Source organism: Pseudomonas sp. xss_2 (assembly GCF_043104195.1).
Taxonomy (GTDB): Bacteria; Pseudomonadota; Gammaproteobacteria; order Pseudomonadales; family Pseudomonadaceae; genus Aquipseudomonas; species Aquipseudomonas urmiensis.
Genome location: NZ_JBICKL010000077.1, coordinates 280,354 through 293,616, shown reverse-complemented (window position 1 = coordinate 293,616; position 13,263 = coordinate 280,354). Strand labels below are relative to the sequence as shown.

Annotated in this window: 18 protein-coding genes; 9 read left to right on the top strand and 9 right to left on the bottom strand. The window is 61.1% G+C overall.

Annotated features, from left to right (window positions below):
- Window positions 1-29: 29 nt before the first annotated feature.
- On the bottom strand, window positions 30-1,616 hold the full coding sequence (locus ACF8K2_RS19990; protein ID WP_186554344.1) for an ABC-F family ATPase: 1,587 nt from the start codon (window positions 1,614-1,616) through the stop codon (window positions 30-32).
- Window positions 1,617-1,648: 32 nt separating this feature from the next.
- Window positions 1,649-1,999, bottom strand: a complete 351-nt coding sequence (locus ACF8K2_RS19985; protein ID WP_392467200.1) for an integrase — start codon at window positions 1,997-1,999, stop codon at window positions 1,649-1,651.
- An 84-nt stretch (window positions 2,000-2,083) separates the two neighbouring features.
- Here ACF8K2_RS19985 and ACF8K2_RS19980 point away from each other — a divergent pair, with 84 nt between their 5' ends.
- From ACF8K2_RS19980 to ACF8K2_RS19960, 5 genes are all read left to right on the top strand, one after another.
- Complete coding sequence (locus ACF8K2_RS19980) at window positions 2,084-2,392, top strand: hypothetical protein (RefSeq protein WP_264232627.1); 309 nt, start codon at window positions 2,084-2,086, stop codon at window positions 2,390-2,392.
- Window positions 2,393-2,784: 392 nt separating this feature from the next.
- A complete protein-coding gene (locus tag ACF8K2_RS19975; RefSeq protein ID WP_312154449.1) occupies window positions 2,785-3,147 on the top strand; it encodes a hypothetical protein in 363 nt (120 codons plus the stop codon).
- Between the two features lie 210 nt (window positions 3,148-3,357).
- The gene (locus ACF8K2_RS19970; RefSeq protein WP_392467198.1) at window positions 3,358-3,654 is read left to right on the top strand and encodes a hypothetical protein; all 297 of its coding nucleotides are present in this window, start codon (window positions 3,358-3,360) and stop codon (window positions 3,652-3,654) included.
- Window positions 3,655-3,760: 106 nt separating this feature from the next.
- Window positions 3,761-4,174 carry a hypothetical protein gene (locus ACF8K2_RS19965; protein WP_186554349.1) on the top strand — a complete coding sequence of 138 codons (414 nt, stop codon included), beginning with the start codon at window positions 3,761-3,763 and terminating at the stop codon, window positions 4,172-4,174.
- A 72-nt stretch (window positions 4,175-4,246) separates the two neighbouring features.
- Entirely contained in the window at window positions 4,247-4,747 is a 501-nt protein-coding gene (locus ACF8K2_RS19960) for a methylated-DNA--[protein]-cysteine S-methyltransferase (protein ID WP_392467196.1), read from the top strand.
- A 28-nt stretch (window positions 4,748-4,775) separates the two neighbouring features.
- Here ACF8K2_RS19960 and ACF8K2_RS19955 read toward each other — a convergent pair whose 3' ends face one another.
- The 3 genes from ACF8K2_RS19955 to ACF8K2_RS19945 all read right to left on the bottom strand — a co-directional run bounded on the left by ACF8K2_RS19955 (window position 4,776) and on the right by ACF8K2_RS19945 (window position 6,392).
- Window positions 4,776-5,018, bottom strand: a complete 243-nt coding sequence (locus ACF8K2_RS19955; protein ID WP_186554351.1) for a hypothetical protein — start codon at window positions 5,016-5,018, stop codon at window positions 4,776-4,778.
- Window positions 5,015-5,758, bottom strand: a complete 744-nt coding sequence (locus ACF8K2_RS19950; protein ID WP_392467194.1) for a carbon-nitrogen hydrolase family protein — start codon at window positions 5,756-5,758, stop codon at window positions 5,015-5,017. Before ACF8K2_RS19950 ends, ACF8K2_RS19955 begins: the two co-directional genes overlap by 4 nt.
- A gap of 118 nt (window positions 5,759-5,876) precedes the next feature.
- Window positions 5,877-6,392, bottom strand: a complete 516-nt coding sequence (locus ACF8K2_RS19945) for a DUF3016 domain-containing protein (protein ID WP_392467192.1) — start codon at window positions 6,390-6,392, stop codon at window positions 5,877-5,879.
- A gap of 78 nt (window positions 6,393-6,470) precedes the next feature.
- Here ACF8K2_RS19945 and ACF8K2_RS19940 point away from each other — a divergent pair, with 78 nt between their 5' ends.
- Window positions 6,471-7,166, top strand: coding sequence for a metallophosphoesterase (locus ACF8K2_RS19940; protein WP_392467191.1), 696 nt, complete (start codon window positions 6,471-6,473; stop codon window positions 7,164-7,166).
- Here the strand turns inward: ACF8K2_RS19940 and ACF8K2_RS19935 are convergent.
- Window positions 7,144-7,764, bottom strand: coding sequence for a LysE family translocator (locus ACF8K2_RS19935; RefSeq protein ID WP_186554355.1), 621 nt, complete (start codon window positions 7,762-7,764; stop codon window positions 7,144-7,146). The genes ACF8K2_RS19940 and ACF8K2_RS19935 overlap by 23 nt on opposite strands.
- A gap of 795 nt (window positions 7,765-8,559) precedes the next feature.
- Between ACF8K2_RS19935 and ACF8K2_RS19930 the strand changes: the two genes are divergently transcribed.
- The 3 genes from ACF8K2_RS19930 (at window position 8,560) to ACF8K2_RS19920 (ending at window position 10,457) form a co-directional block, all read left to right on the top strand.
- Complete coding sequence (locus ACF8K2_RS19930; RefSeq protein ID WP_392467190.1) at window positions 8,560-8,784, top strand: hypothetical protein; 225 nt, start codon at window positions 8,560-8,562, stop codon at window positions 8,782-8,784.
- A gap of 261 nt (window positions 8,785-9,045) precedes the next feature.
- A complete protein-coding gene (locus ACF8K2_RS19925; protein WP_392467188.1) occupies window positions 9,046-9,522 on the top strand; it encodes a YbjN domain-containing protein in 477 nt (158 codons plus the stop codon).
- Window positions 9,519-10,457, top strand: a complete 939-nt coding sequence (locus ACF8K2_RS19920) for a peptidylprolyl isomerase (protein WP_392467186.1) — start codon at window positions 9,519-9,521, stop codon at window positions 10,455-10,457. Before ACF8K2_RS19925 ends, ACF8K2_RS19920 begins: the two co-directional genes overlap by 4 nt.
- A gap of 99 nt (window positions 10,458-10,556) precedes the next feature.
- Here ACF8K2_RS19920 and alkB read toward each other — a convergent pair whose 3' ends face one another.
- The 3 genes from alkB to ACF8K2_RS19905 all read right to left on the bottom strand — a co-directional run bounded on the left by alkB (window position 10,557) and on the right by ACF8K2_RS19905 (window position 13,259).
- Window positions 10,557-11,201 carry a DNA oxidative demethylase AlkB gene (gene alkB, locus ACF8K2_RS19915; protein WP_392467184.1) on the bottom strand — a complete coding sequence of 215 codons (645 nt, stop codon included), beginning with the start codon at window positions 11,199-11,201 and terminating at the stop codon, window positions 10,557-10,559.
- Between the two features lie 122 nt (window positions 11,202-11,323).
- On the bottom strand, window positions 11,324-12,769 hold the full coding sequence (locus ACF8K2_RS19910) for a curlin (protein ID WP_392467182.1): 1,446 nt from the start codon (window positions 12,767-12,769) through the stop codon (window positions 11,324-11,326).
- 16 nt (window positions 12,770-12,785) lie between these two features.
- The gene (locus ACF8K2_RS19905; RefSeq protein ID WP_392467181.1) at window positions 12,786-13,259 is read right to left on the bottom strand and encodes a curlin; all 474 of its coding nucleotides are present in this window, start codon (window positions 13,257-13,259) and stop codon (window positions 12,786-12,788) included.
- Between the last annotated feature and the right edge of the window lie 4 nt (window positions 13,260-13,263).

The following is a 13,263-nucleotide window of genomic DNA, read 5'->3' as shown; positions in this document are numbered from 1 at the left end:
ATTGCTGGCTACTGAGTCAGTCGCTCAGCTCAGACCACCACGCCCTGGCTACGCAGGTAGTCGTCATAGGTGCCGCTGAAGTCGACCACGCCTTCAGGCGTCAGCTCGATGATCCGCGTAGCCAACGACGACACGAACTCGCGGTCATGGCTGACGAACAGCAGGGTGCCTGGGTAGTTTTCCAGCGCCAGGTTCAGTGCCTCGATCGATTCCATGTCCAGGTGGTTGGTCGGTTCGTCCATCACCAGTACGTTCGGCTTTTGCAGGATCAGCTTGCCGAACAGCATCCGGCCTTGCTCACCACCGGAAATCACCTTGACCGACTTGAGGATCTCGTCGTTGGAGAACAGCATCCGGCCCAAGGTGCCACGGATCATCTGCTCGCCCTGGGTCCACTGGCCCATCCACTCGAACAGGTTGACGTCATCTTCGAAGTCGTGGGCGTGGTCCTGGGCGTAGTAGCCCACTTCGGCGCTATCGGTCCACTTGACCGCACCCGCGTCGGGCTGCACTTCACCGACCATGGTGCGCAGCAGGGTGGTCTTGCCGATACCGTTAGGGCCGATGATGGCGACGCGCTCACCGGCTTCGACGGTGAAGCTGAAGTCCTTGAACAGCACTTTGTCGTCGAATGCCTTGGCCATCTTCTCGATGGTCACCGCCTGACGGTGCAGCTTCTTGTTCTGCTCGAAGCGGATGAACGGGCTGACCCGGCTCGATGGCTTGACCTCGGCCAGCTGGATCTTGTCGATCTGCTTGGCCCGCGAGGTGGCCTGCTTGGCCTTGGAGGCGTTGGCCGAGAAGCGGCTGACGAAGGTCTGCAGCTCGGCGATCTGCGCCTTTTTCTTGGCGTTGTCGGCCAAAAGTTGCTCGCGCGACTGGGTTGCAGCAGTCATGTACTCGTCATAGTTGCCCGGGAACAGGCGCAGCTCGCCGTAGTCCAGGTCAGCCATGTGGGTGCACACGCTGTTGAGGAAGTGCCGGTCGTGGGAAATGATAATCATGGTGCTGTTACGCGCCGTGAGAATGGTTTCCAGCCAGCGGATGGTGTTGATGTCCAGGTGGTTGGTCGGCTCGTCGAGCAGCAGCACGTCCGGATCCGAGAACAACGCCTGGGCCAGCAGCACGCGCAGTTTCCAGCCCGGCGCGACTTCGCTCATCGGGCCGTAGTGCTGTTCCAGTGGAATACCCAGGCCCAGCAACAGTTCGCCGGCGCGCGAGTCGGCGGTGTAGCCGTCCATTTCGGCGAACTCGGTTTCCAGTTCAGCGACGGCCATGCCGTCTTCTTCGCTCATCTCAGGCAGCGAGTAGATACGATCACGTTCGGCCTTGACCTTGAACAGCTGCTCATGGCCCATGATCACGGTGTCGATCACAGTGAAGTCTTCGTAGGCGAACTGGTCCTGGCGCAGCTTACCCAGGCGGGTGTTCGGCTCAAGCATCACCTGGCCGCCAGACGGCTCCAGATCGCCGCCGAGGATCTTCATGAAGGTCGACTTGCCGCAACCGTTGGCGCCGATCAGGCCGTAGCGGTTGCCGTTGTTGAATTTGACCGAGACGTTCTCGAACAGCGGCTTGGCGCCGAATTGCATGGTGATGTTAGCGGTAGAAATCAAGTGCTTGTCCTGCGGGGATTCCAGAGGTGTATTTAGGCCCTGTCGTCAGTCTTGGGCCAATTTTGGGCCAATTCGACGCGGGGCGGCAGCTTCTCCAGCTCCCTCCAGTCCGAGGAGGAGCTGATCCATTTCGCGTAGGTAGAGAGCAACATCTCGACGCTGTGGCCAAGCTGGCTCGCGATGAACGCGGGGTTCATCCCAGGCATCAGGCACATGGTTGCGTAGGTGTGGCGGGTGTCGTACTGACGGCGTTCACGGATGTTCAGCGCCTTCAGCGCCGATTTGAAGTGGCCGATTGTAACACTTGGCTCGTTGATCCACAGCCCACCTTTGCCAGGTTGGAACACGAAGCGACTGGTCGGGTGTGCCGACTTGGACGCCATGCGACGAAGGGTAGCCTATCGAATCGTGGCGATTGATTGGCGCCACTCATTTGATATCGTTGGGTTCCGCTTACAGGAGGTTCTATGTCAGGAAAGTTTGTCACGCGCTGGTTCTACGCATCACTGGAATCAGGAACCAAGCCAGCCGGGCTCTTCGGGAACAAGGTCGAAGTTGTGCACAATCAGAAGGTCGTGGATTTTGATGAGTACGCGGCGCACTTACAAAAAATGTACGAAGACTTTGATCACGCCGGCTACGACGTTATCAACGTGGTGCCGATTGCGATGGGGCAGTCCGAGTCATGCACACAAACGACTGGCAATTACGTAGGGGATGTCGGATTCTCGATCACCCGCGGCGCGGTCGTCGTTGGCAAGCGCCGAGATTCCTAGGGTCTGTATGAAAAGTCTTGAGACGAAGGTCAGGCAAGGCGAAAACAGCCGAGGGAGCGGAGTTTACGGGTTGTAAATGAGCATTCCGAGGCTGTTTTCAACGCAGCATCACCGAGTATCAAGGCTTTTCGTACAGAGCCTAGGCAACACTCGCGAGTTCCGATACCGTCGGCCATGGATCATCGGCTCGCGCCAGTGCTGCCATCGGCGGCGGGCTAACGCTGTTGCCACACGTACGCACCTGCTCGGTCTTGGTGAACGGCAGTCAGCAGCCGTGCTCCACTTACCTCGTTGTCGCTCTCCTTCGTCTACCCAGCCTGTCTGTATCAAGACTTTACTGAGACGGCCAGGCTGCTAAAATACCGGCCCTTTGAAACCTTGAGACGGATCTTATGCGCAACTTTCTTGCTATGTCCTTTGGCGGTCTGACGCCTAGCTATTACGCGCGTCAATTGTTTTTCGGCGCACTCTTCGCGGCCTTTTTCATTTATATGAAGTCACGTGCTCCCCTCGGGCTTGACTTCGCCACCGTTGCCATTTCCGTGGTGAGCACGTTGCTCTATCCCTACTCAAGGTTCGTGTACGAGAGCGCGGTGGGTTTCATCATGGGGCGCAACGTATTCTTCGTGAACGCGTTGTTCATGCTGGCTGTCAAGTTCTTCACGATGTTCGTGTGCTGGTTCCTGGCGATCTTTATCGCCCCGCTTGGACTGCTGTACCTCTATTGGCACCACAGTCGCCAGCCGTCCAACTAAACCTTCGCAGCCCGGCGAACGAGTCGGGCTTGGTCGTTTTTCAGCCCTGGCAAATGCCGGGGCTTTTTTATGCAACAGTGCCTTGGGCCGAGCCCTGTGGCAGCGTCATCGCGCTGATCGACTTGGTGGCTATCTGTGGCTGGGATTGGCGCGTTGTCCTTAGGTGGGCTATTGCTGAAGCTTCTGCACTGGAGCGAATCAGGAGGTTGTATGAGGCATGTTCTGTTGGGTGCACTGCTGGCTTGCCTAGCCGGGCTGGCCCAGGCGCAGATTCCACTGGTCAACGCCACATGCCCTGGCGACATCGAAGTGCACGTCGACGAAGGCGGGCCGATCTACATCAACGGCAAGGAGGCCAAGCTGAAGAAGTTCAACGACAACTATTTCGAGGCCAAGGGTAGTGGTGTGACTATTTCCCTGACCGTCAGCCCCGATGGCTCGCCGAGCGTCTCCTACACCGGTAAAGGCGGCGCCAACGGTGTGTGTGAATTGACTGAAGAGGATTGATCGCGCCTACGCCTAGCCATGTCGTAAGGTGGCTGTGCGGGCAGCTAGCAGCTACAGTCCTGGCCAGGGCAGGAAACGCCCAAGTCAGGAACAGGGAGGTGGTGGGGTGGTTGCGAAGCTCTTGGTGACCGTTGGCATAGTCTTCTACGCCGTCATCGTGCCGATTCTCGAGGTCAATGACAGCCATGTCTTCAATCAGGCGTGGGCGCCGCATGCGCGCCTGCATGAGACCTGGCAATTGTTCACCAATACCGCGCTTGGGGTGTTCAGCGTCTGGCTGGTCTGGGTCAAGGATAATCTGCGCCTGGCCAGCCTGCTGACCGCCTTCGTCACCGGCGGCTTCTTGATGGCGTACTGGTTGCGTGATGGCTACGGTGGCTCGATGGTGCTCTCGGACGGCTCAGAGAAGATGATCCTGGGGGTTAACCTGGGGCTTTTTGCCTACACCCTGGCGATCGCGCTGGTGGGTATCGCGTTGGGGCTTGAGCGGCGCAAGCGAGATTCGCGTGCTGAAACCTGAGCGCTGCCCAGGTGCCGTTGCAGGCATTTGCAGGTAAAGTTCGCCGAACACGTTGTTACCTAGGTATTGGTCATGTCTTGCGCATTCACCCTCATGCAATCGCCCGTTGGCACCTTGACCCTGGTTGCGCGGGGTAATCGGCTGGCCGCGGTGTTATGGCAGGAGGAGCGGGAGAATCGTGTGCGTCTGGGCGAGCTGCAGCGCGACGACGAGCATCCGCTGTTGCAAGAGACTGCACGTCAGCTAGGCGAGTATTTTGCCGGCCAACGGCAGCGCTTCGAGCTGGATTTGGACTTTGTCGGCACCGAATTCCAGCGCCAGGTGTGGGCGGCGCTCTTGACCATTCCGTTCGGCGAAACCCGCAGCTACAGCGAAATCGCCCGACAGATCGGCAACCCCAGTGCTGTACGTGCGGTCGGCGCGGCGAATGGCCGTAACCCCATTTCGATCATCGCCCCTTGCCATCGGGTGATCGGCGCCTCGGGCAGCCTGACCGGCTTTGCCGGTGGTCTGCCGGCCAAGCAACTGCTGCTGGCCCTGGAGGGGCGGCAAAGCCTGGCGCTGGATTTCTGATCCGCCAGCGCGGGGCACGGCCAAGCCCTCAACTAAGCCAATAGGCCAACAGGCAAATCACCAGTGCTAGGGCGCTACCGGCCATCAGGCTGTATTGGCGATGGGCGCGCCGGGCATGCTGCTCGACTTCGCGCAAGTATTGGCCAGGCGTTGGCGCATCCGGCCGATGGCGCAGCCCTTGGGCAATATCGGCAAGTTGGCCGCGAATCAGCAGGCCCACCAGCCAGTAGCTGCAGGTGTAGCTGGCCAGGATCAGCAACAGGTATCTCATGGCCCCAACTCGGCCAATGGCACGGCCTGGGCCTTGCCCATGAGGGTGTCGAGCACGATCAGTCCTGGCGACACGTCATCCAGGGCGGCCAGCAGGTTGCCTTGGGCATCCCAGGCAGCCGATCCGCCCGCGCCGACAAAGCTATCGGCAGGGCCTATGCAGTTGGCCAGCAATACCTGCATGGCGAAACGCCGGGCGACTTCGGGGTAGTGTAGGTAGCCCTCCTTTATGCCTTTGGCAGTCTTGGCCACGCTGACCAGGTAAAGCTCGGCGCCCAGTTGGCACACCTGCTGTGCGTGCTCGAAGAACATCGACTCATAACAGATCGCCGGCGCCAGCCGAAGGTCGTCAGCCGCAATCAGCAGCGGTTGATCGCCAGCGACGAAGAACGGCAGCTCATCGGCATGCAAGCGTTGCTTGGCATACCCCAGGCGAGGCAGATCAGGGCGCAGTACAGCCATAGCGATTTGCACGCCCGCCGCTGTCGCCAGCGGTAGCCCGAACGCGATGACCACCCCGTGGCGGTCGCTCACCGCCTGCAAGGGGTCGACGAGCGTCGTGTCCAGCGCCTGGGCCAGTTCGCGAGCCAGGCTCGGCTCATAACCGCTCAGGGACAGTTCAGGAAACACCACCACCTGCGCGCCGTGGCGCACGGCCTGCTCGACGCAATGGACATGGCGCAGGAGATTGGCTTGCAGGTCGCCCTTATCAGAGGCAAGTTGGACAGCGCACAGCTTCATTTTGGATCCATCCTGGTGACGGCTGAGCGCCGAGGATACTCTCGCCCACAGCGTGCACACCAGTGCACGCAGGCCAATTCCACGCAAGGAAGATCAACATGAGCCAAGTGCTAGCCATTCAAGAGGTCGGCTTGGGCGCAAAGCGCTGGCGGAACCAGTCGTCGAGCATGGCTTTTTCGGCAAACAAGCGGTCGCTGCTGCTGACCTGGCGGCCCGGACGACTCAAGTACATCTTGTCGCTGACTCGCTCTTGGGCCTGCTGATCGGGTTTTCCCGGTTGGCTCAAGGTGTAGTTCAGCTCGATGGTCGGCCAAGTGATCTCGCGCATGAAGCGCACATCGTAGGCGTAGCTGTTCCATGGCTCGTAGCGACCCGCCAGGTCGATGTCGCGGATGTCGATGCGCAGCTGCTGACCGGGCTGCAGGTAGCGTCGACCGAGTTTTTGCAGATGAGCGCTGAGCGCCTTCATCACCTGATCATCGGCGCCACGCTCGTAGCCTTGGCTGTTGAGGCTGGCATCGCGGAATTTTTCCGGATGATCGAAACGCACCTCGACCTGCGCGGTCGGGGTGCCTTGTGCCATGCTGTCGAATGCCAGCACCATCAGTACGGCACAGGCAAGTACAGAACGCATGATGCACCTCCGCTTTTGCTGACTGCGTGTGCTTTCATTCTACGCCTGGCGTTGGCGCAGTAGCAGAGGAACGATGCCATGACGCTTTTTCGCCGGCTAGCAGCCAATAGCAAAGGGCGCGACCTGGCCGTGGGCGATATCCACGGGCACTTCGCGCGCTTGCAGCGATGCCTGGATGCGGTCGGTTTCGATCCGCTAGTCGACCGCCTGTTCAGTGTCGGCGACCTGGTCGATCGCGGGCCGCACAGTGAACAGGCGCTGCACTGGTTGGCCCAGCCCTGGTTTCATCCGGTGCAGGGCAATCACGAAGCCTTGGCCGTTACCTATCTGCGCGGTGGGCGCTTGGATCTGGACATGTACCGCGCTGCCGGCGGTGGCTGGTTTCTCGATTTGCCCAGCAGCGAGCAGCTGCGCTTTGTCGAGGTGTTCGCCAATCTGCCGCTGGCCCTGGAGGTACCGACCGAGGCGGGCTTGATCGGCCTGCTGCATGCCGACAGCCCGTTCGCCGACTGGCCGACCCTGCGTAGGCGGCTTCAGGCCGAGGATGACCCGCAGGTGCGCGAAGTCTGCCAATGGTCGCGACGTCGGCTCAAGCAGGACGACACACAGCGAGTGCAAGGCCTGGCAGCGCTGCTGGTCGGCCACACCCCGGTGCTACAGGTCAAACAGTTGGGCAATGTCTGGCACCTGGACACCGGGGGCTGGAGCAGCGGCCACTTCAGCCTGCTGGACATGAACCGGCTGGTGTTGCTCAGCCCAGCGCCAGGTGAATGAGTACGGCGCTGGCCAGCAGGATCAGCATGATCCCCGAGGCGCGCTCGAGCCAGGGCAGGGCGCGGCTGAAGCGGCGCAGTACCCGGCGATTGCCGATGCTCATTGCTACCAGCAGGTCCCACAGCAAGACAATGGCGCACATCCAGCAGGCGTAGGCGATTTTCCAGCCAGCGCTGCTGCTGGCCAGCATGCTCGCCAGGCTTGCGTAGAACAGCGCGTTCTTCGGGTTGAGAATGCCCGAGGCAAAGCCCATTGCCAGGCTTGCCAACCAGCCCGGGGTCGCCCGTGCTGCGCTGGCTTGAAGGTTATCCAGGGCGTTCTGCCCGGCATGACGCAGGAACACTTTGCCGATGTACAACAGATAGGCGCAGCCAGCCAACTGCAGGGCCATGAACAGCGCACTGCCTTCGCGCAGTATTGCTACCCCAGCGAAGGCTGCGCCGATGAACACGCCATTGGCCAGCGCGATGCCCAGGCAAGCACCGCTGGCCACCCGCCAGCCAGCGCTGGCTGAGGTACGTGCTACCAGGAAGAAGTCCGGGCCGGGTGAGAGCAGGGCGAGAAAGTGGGCAGCGGCGACAATCAGAAATTGCTCCATGGACTAGGGTGGCTCCGGTGGCGAAAGCCCTAGTCTCAAGCGCCATCGCTTGGGCGTATTGAAGAATATTGCACGCAGCGGCCAGGCGCTGCGACGCAAAGCCTTTACTCCAAGCGTAACGATTGCACCGGCTGCTTGATTGAGGCTCCCGCAGCTTAGCCCTAAGGTCACTCCACGACAGCACAAACTTCTTCATTCTCATCCAGAGCGAACACAACGTTCGCTCAAATGATCGCCACTAAGAACAAGATTGCTGTGAGCATGCGCATCGGTTCACTCCCTTGAACGAGACCGCCTCAGGAGTGGTGGCGGTAGGTCAGTTGATGGGGAACCTGCAAGGCACGTGTACTGACAAAATGTCAGTTGGACAGGCGCTGCACTGACCACGCAAATGTTTCTGAACATGCCCCCACCTTGAAACCCTTCCCCGAGCCCGGTAGTCTCTGTCGGCTGCTGTAAATCCAGCAGCCGGGTTTGGTAGCCCGCGATCAATCAAGGCGCACAAGCGCCCGCTCTGCGATACAGTTGGCGCTTTTTTGTGCCCAGCTGTTTCGTTTTATGGCGGCTGTGCGTAGGGCGCCTCCGTGCGCGCCGGTTTCCTTGATTCCCGGTCTACCAACCTGCGTACAGCCGTCACCCATTCGTTTGGTAGCGATTTGTGACGGCTCCATTGAATCAAGGAGCGACACAATGACAAAAGGCTTACCCGATCCCCCACCGCGCGCCACTACGGCATCTTGCAACTTCGGTAACTGCGAATGCAGTCATCCGCCGCTTTTCGCTGTTCGCTCAGGCGTGGATTTCGAAGATGCGCTAGTGCATTTGTCGACGCTGCTCAAGGGCGCATATGCCGCCAATCTCAAGGCGATGGAGCTGGCGACGGGGAACTGTCGCGATTTGTTGTTGAGCAATGATCACGGCCTGGATTCGGCCAAGGCCGTGGTCGAGGCGTTGCTCGATGGCGTGGAGTTGCAGCAGTTGGCGCGGCAGGGGCGGGCGGCGCAGATGCGCACTTTCTGATATCTGGTTAGCGCCAGAGCTGGCCTCATCGCGGGGCAAGCCCGCTGCCACGCCAGTCGGTGTTCGGCTTTGCCCACGTGGGAGCGGGCTTGCCCCGCGATGAGGCCGGCCTGGTCGATAGAGAAACCGTTGTCGATCAGCAAGGGATTATTCCCAAGGTAGTAAGGCCGGTGCTGGGTGCAACAGCTACGCTAGAGCGCATTGCCCAGGTAGCGGGCAATCTCTGAGCTATGCATTGCCTCATCACAAGGAAGACGACACATGACCGAAGTCACCCTGATCGAAACCGTTAGCGCCGACTCCCTCACCCAGTTGCTGCAAGATGCCGGTTGCCGGGTCAACCGCAGCGAGCAGAACGCTGTGGTGCAGTTGCTCAGTGCCAGCCAGGGCGTGGGCTATGCCGTGCGGTTTGGTAATCGTGCGCCGAACAAGGAAGGCGAGTTCCTCGATTTCACATTCAGCTGCGCCTTGCGTATCCAGGGTGAGCTGCCCGGGGGGCTGGCCGAGCGCTGGAACGCCAGCCGCCGTTTTGCCCGGTTGTCGGTGCAGGGCGAGTTCCTGGTGATGGAGATGGATGTGGTAGTCGCAGACGGTGTCAGCGAAAAACACCTGCTGGGCAGCCTGCTGCTGTGGGACCGCCTGCTGCAAGAGTTCATCGTCTACCTGCGTGACTACAGCCGCAACGTGGCCGACCAGACCCCAACCGAGGCAGGCACTGCAACGGCGCGCGCCTCTTGAGCGCGCGCACCCTGTGGGCCGGCGCCGGGGCGCTGGCCGTGATTGCTGTGGCTGTGACCTTGGCGCTACGCCCGGGGGATGAGCCAGTGGCAGCGGCGCGTACTGCGCCGGCTGCCGACAGCGGGCCGACCTTGGCGCGGCTGGGCGATCAACAAGTGGGCAGTGATGAACTCAAGGCACTGCTGGCGCTATTGCCTGAGGATGCGCGCAACCAGTTGCGCAATGATCGGCCAGCATTGGAGGCATGGATTCGTGCACGCCTGGCAGAGAAGGCGCTATTGCAGCAGGCCCAAACCCAGGGCTGGCCGCAACGGCCTGAGATCTTGACCCAGACCCGCGCGGCGACCGAGCAGATCGTCTTGCGCGACTACCTGAGCGCGGTCAGCCAGGTGCCCGACGAGTACCCCAGTGACGCGCAGTTGCAGCAGGCCTACGACAATGGCAAGGCGGGCTTGCAATTACCTGTGCGTTATCGCCTGAGCCAGATCTTCCTGCGGGTGGAGAACCCCAAGGATGACGAGGCAGTACGCAAGCAGGCCCAGGCACTGGCCAAGCAGGCGCAAGCCAGCGACGCTGACTTTGCCGCACTGGCGCGTGAGCACTCGCAGGATGAAGGCACCGCGGCGCAAGGCGGCGATACCGGGTTGCAGCCTTTAGCGGGGTTGTTACCGGAGGTGCGCGGGGTGGTGCCCAAACTCAAGCAGGGTAGTGTCAGCGAGCCGGTGCAAAGTGCTGCGGGCTATCACATCATCAAGCTGGTCAGCCAGGAGCCGGCGCGCACGGCAACGTTGGAAGAAGTTGCCCCGCGTTTGCGCGAGGTGTTGCGTGCCCAGCGTCAGGAGCAGTTGGCCAAGGCCTATGTCGAGGGCATGTTCGACAGCGCGACGTTGAGTATCGATGGCGCGGCGTTGAACAAGGTGGTTGAAGGTAGCTGATCGAGGTTGCAGTTGCTGAGCTTATCGCAGGATCACTTGCCATTGGGGCCGCACAGCGGCCCCACAACAGACGACACCGGTCTTAAGTGAACAGCAATATCACCCCGCCTTACGCAAAGTCAGGTTGATCCGCCGCTCACCCAGGCGCTCATGCACGCCAGGTTTGATGGGCAATACGCCATGAAAGCGCAATCGATCCTCGCCACCCCAGACCAGCACATCGCCATGGTTCAGGGCAATGCGCTGAGTTCGATCGGCGCGCTGTAGCCCGCCAAACAGAAATACCGCCGGCAAGCCCAGGCTGATCGACACGATAGGCTGACCGAAGTCGTGCTCGTCTCGGTCCTGGTGCAGGCTCAAACGCGTCCCGGGCAAATAGTGGTTGACCAAGCACGCGTCGGGCACGAAGCCGTCGAACCCTGCTTCACTGGCGGCCCGGGCTGCCAGCGCCAACAAAACCTGGGGCAGGGAGGGCCAGGGTTTGCCGCTGACAGGGTCTATTGGGCTGTAGCGATAGCCGCGCTGATCACTGACCCAACCCAAGCTGCCACAGTTGCTCAGGCCCACCGCCATGCGCAAGCCGCCCGGTGTGTGCATGTGGCGAAACGGTGCGGCGCGCAGCACCGGGCGCAGGGCATCGAGCAGCGCCTCGACGTCGCCCAGGGCGAAGCCTGGCAACAGCACGGTGTGACTGGCCAGGCGCTGCGGCTGCGGGCCGAATAGGTCGAGGTCGGACTGAATCATGCCGGTGGCTGCGGGTGGACGTAGGCGCATTGTATCGCGGTCGGCCAATCACCACAGCGCCAGAAGCGATAAAAAGGAACCGCGGCGCCAGGGAGTGAGCGCCACGGTCCAAGGGGGAGGGATTACTGCTGGTTGACGGTCGCCAGGTTGGCGTTGCCGAATTGGGTGATGGTGGCGCTCTGGTTGGCGCCGCTCTGGTCGACGAATGCCTGGTTGGCATTGCCGCCTTGGGTCACGTAGGCGACGTTGAAGCTGTCGGTCTGTTTGAGGGTGGCCTCGTTGCCGCTGCCATACAGCTGGTTGGTATAGCTCTGGTTGTTGTAGCCCGATTGCTCCAGGGTGATGGTATTACCGGTGCCAGCGGAAAGGCCGGTGGCGTAGTTGTCGGTTCCGCGCTGGTCGGCGATCAGCAGGTTGTCGGTGCCGTTCTGTTCGAAGTACAGCTCGTTGTTGCTGTCGACCTGATTGGTTTGCATCTCGTTGCCCACGCCTTTCTGGTTGAGGCGGGCGAGTTGGTTGGCGCCGTCCTGGGTCAGGTTGACGCTGTTGAGCGAGCCGTTCTGGTTGATTTCGGCGCGTTGCGCAGTACCGAACTGGCCCCCGGCTTTGTCACCCTTCCAGTTGCTGGCCATGATCTTGTTGCCATTGCCGGTGGTGGTGATGCTCAGGTTGTGGTTGTCGCCGGTCTGGTAGGTGAAATGCAGGTTGTTGTTGCCGTTCTGCGAAATACTGGTGACCGAGTTGTTGGTCTCGAACTGATCGGACCAGCTGGCGTTGGCGGTGCCGCTCTGGCTCAGGCTGGCCAGGTTGGCTTCGCCGAAGCTCTGGTCGATGTAGCCTTCGTTGCGCTCGCCGCTCTGGTTGACGCTGGCCTGGCTGTCGGTCTGATTGCCTTGCCAGACCTCCACCGAGTTGCCGTCGCCATGCTGGTTGATGCCGATGACCCCGGCAAAACCATCACGCTGGTCGCCGTAGGCCCAGTTGCCCTTGCCCTCTTGGAAGATCTGGATATTCCCGTCCTGGTGATAGAGGTGCTCTGCGGCGGCAAAGTTATCGGTACCCCCTTGCATGATCAGCGCGCTGTTGTTGGTACCACCGAACATTTGCTCGACCACCGCCTCGTTACGGTCGCCCCACTGCATGGTGGTGGCGTGGCTGCCCACTTGGGTGTCCTGGAACACGATCGATTTGTTGGCACTGCCTTGTTGGGTCTGCAAGGACTGGTTGCTTTCACCTACAGACTGACTGGACAAACTGTCGTTGAGGCTGCCACCCGATTGCTGGGTGATCTGGCTGCCTTGCTCGAACAGTTGCTCGCCGTAGCCGGCGTTCTTCGAGCCGGTGGCGCTCTGGTTGATGTGGCTGGTGCTGTTGTCCTGCACGGCTACGTGGTAGTGGCCTTGGCCAGTCTGGTTCTGGGTTGCCGAGGCGAACGACGACTGGGTCTGTTTGACTTCAGCGCTGTTGTCAGCGCCGAGCTGGTTTTGCGTCGAGGTGCTGTCGTCGGCCATGACCTGGCCGGCCAGGGTCAGGACTATCGCGGCGCTTAAAGGTGCGAGCTTGAACATGGTGGTGCCTCCAGGTCTATCGATATTGGGTGATCTGTATGTGTTGGCCATTGCCGGCTTGGGTCACGGCGCTGGTCAGCCCCGTGCCGGCCTGCTCAATGCTGGCGCTGTTGTTGTTGCCGATCTGCTCGATCGCAGCACTGTTGCTACTGCCGCTCTGGCGGATCGATGCGGAGTTGCCGTAACCCTGTTGGCTGATCGAGGCCATCAGGTCGTTGCCGTCTTGCAGGATGTACGCCTCCTGCGCGCCCCCGGCCTGGACGATCCGGCCCAGCAGGGCCTGACCGTTCTGGTCGAGGGCGGCGCGGTTGCCCGTGCCTTGCTGCTCGATGACTGCTGCCTGGCCCGAACCTGCCGGTAGCAGGCGCACGATCAGCGGTTCGCCTAGGTCGTTGCCGGCGGCAAGGTCGGCGTTGTCCATCAAGTCGTCGGCCCAGGCAGCCTGGCCACTCAGGGCCAGGCACAGCAGCAGCGGGTACAGGCGGTTCATGGCG